Here is a 2146-nt window from a genome sequence, read left to right on the forward strand (position 1 = left end):
CTGTTGTGCTTTTCGGTAACAGTAGGTTCCGTTGACGGAATGCCGTCTGATTTCCCGACTGACGGTGGCGGGATGACAACCGATGTTCTGTGCGATTTGGTTTAGGGGTAGGTTGCGGTAATGTCTGGAAATGTAGTATCTTTGGTGTGAGGTCAGTTGTGTGTAGGCCATATTGCAATCTTTCTTGTCAGGAAAGGCAGTATACTACCGCATACTGGCCTTTTCTGTTATTGGAAATTGCACTTGTTAGGCGAATGTAAGGCCGTCTGAACAGGCCGCCGCTCGGTTTGTCGTGCGCTTTGGGCTTCAGAAATTGGGCGCACATGGCCGGTGAAAGCGTCAATGCCACCAACACGGAAAAGCCCATCGCCGCAATCAATGTCACGGCAAATTGGCGGTAAATCACGCCCGTGGTGCCGGGGAAAAACGCCATCGGCACAAACACCGCCGACAACACCATGCCCACACCCACCAGCGCGGAAGAAATCTCTTTCATCGATTTTTCAGTGGCGGTTTTCGCGTCCAAACCTTCGTCGTGCATCACGCGCTCGACGTTTTCTACCACCACGATGGCATCGTCCACCAGCAAGCCGATGGCCAACACCAGCGCAAACATGGTCAGCATGTTAATCGAATAGCCCAAGGCCGCTAAAATGCCCAGCGTGCCCATCAGCACCACCGGCACGGCAATAGCCGGAATCAGCGTGGCGCGCCAGCTTTGCAGGAACACAAACATCACCAGCACCACCAACACAATCGCTTCAATCAGCGTTTTCATCACTTCTTTCAGCGAAGCTTTCACAAACGGTACGCTGTCTTGGCTGGTTTGCGCTTTCATGCCGTAAGGGAAATCCGGCTCCAGCTCGCGGATTTTGGCTTCCACCGCAGCAGCCGTATCCAAGGCATTGGCGCCGTCTGAAAGCACAATGCCCAACGCGCCGCCGTTTTTGCCGTTGAACCGCGTTTGCACATCGGCACTTTCCGCGCCCAATTCCACCCGCGCCACGTCTTTAATCGTCACCACCGCGCCGCTCGGCGTGCTTTTCAGCACCACGTTTTCAAATTGCTCCACCGTTTGCAGCTTGCTGCGTGCCTGAATCGGCGCATTCAGCATTTGCCCGTCAACCGAAGGCAGTTGCCCCAACTGCCCCGCCGAAACCTGCGTATTCTGGCTTTCCAAAGCCGCGCGCACGTCCGAGGGCATCAGCTGGAACTGTTCCAATTTATTCGGATCCAGCCAAATACGCATGGCGTAGCTGCTGCCGTAAAGCTGCACTTCGGCCACACCGTCGATACGCCCCAACACGTCCACCACATTGCTCGCCAAATAATCGGTAATCGCCACGCGCGGCACGTTCGGCTGATCGGTATAAAACATCCACGACACCAAATTATCCTGCCCGCCGCGCGTCACCGACACGCCGCGGCTGCGCACCGCTTCGGGCAGACGCGACATCACCTGTTGCAAGGCATTTTGCACCTGAACCTGCGCCACATCGATGTCGGTACCCGGCTCGAAAGTAATGGTTGTGCGCGACTGGCCGGACGAATCGGCAGTCGAAGTCATGTACATCAAGCCATCCAAACCGGTCAGCTGCTGCTCGATCACCTGCGACACGGAATCATTGACCGTCTCCGCCGACGCACCGGTATAACGCGCCACCACAGAAACCTGCGGCGGTGCAATATCAGGATACTGCTCCAGCGGCAACGCAAAAATCGACAGCGCACCGGCCAGCGTGATGAAAATCGACAACACCCATGCAAACACGGGGCGGTGGATAAAAAAGTGAGCCATAAGTTGATGAGGAATATATTATTTTTCAGACGGCCTGATTGTGAACAATTTACCCAAGTTAGGCAAGGTATCCGATGTAAAAAGGCCCTTACATTCGCCTAACAAGTGCAATTTCCAATAACAGAAAAGGCCAGTATGCGGTAGTATACTGCCTTTCCTGACAAGAAAGATTGCAATATGGCCTACACACAACTGACCTCACACCAAAGATACTACATTTCCAGACATTACCGCAACCTACCCCTAAACCAAATCGCACAGAACATCGGTTGTCATCCCGCCACCGTCAGTCGGGAAATCAGACGGCATTCCGTCAACGGAACCTACTGTTACCGAAAAGCACAACAG

Annotated in this window: 3 protein-coding genes; 1 reads left to right on the forward strand and 2 read right to left on the reverse strand. The window is 54.0% G+C overall.

Features of this window, described 5'->3' with window-relative positions:
- Both CRG49_RS14175 and CRG49_RS12735 read right to left on the reverse strand, forming a co-directional pair.
- Positions 1 to 171 (reverse strand): helix-turn-helix domain-containing protein (locus tag CRG49_RS14175; protein ID WP_157807888.1); only part of this gene is annotated, 171 nt, incomplete at its 3' end.
- 16 nt (positions 172 to 187) lie between these two features.
- Complete coding sequence (locus CRG49_RS12735) at positions 188 to 1798, reverse strand: efflux RND transporter permease subunit (RefSeq protein ID WP_097784632.1); 1611 nt, start codon at positions 1796 to 1798, stop codon at positions 188 to 190.
- 177 nt (positions 1799 to 1975) lie between these two features.
- On the opposite strand from CRG49_RS12735, the gene CRG49_RS14180 reads away from it, so the two are divergent.
- The coding region (locus CRG49_RS14180; protein WP_157807888.1) for a helix-turn-helix domain-containing protein at positions 1976 to 2146 on the forward strand (171 nt) is incomplete at its 3' end.

The sequence above is a fragment of the Neisseria sp. N95_16 genome, assembly GCF_002551535.2.
Lineage (GTDB): Bacteria > Pseudomonadota > Gammaproteobacteria > Burkholderiales > Neisseriaceae > Neisseria > Neisseria brasiliensis.

What these genes read in the sequence shown, in the direction of transcription:
- CRG49_RS12735 (WP_097784632.1), bottom strand. Translation starts at nt 1,798, where the DNA reads ATGGCTCACTTTTTTATCCACCGCCCCGTGTTTGCATGGGTGTTGTCG.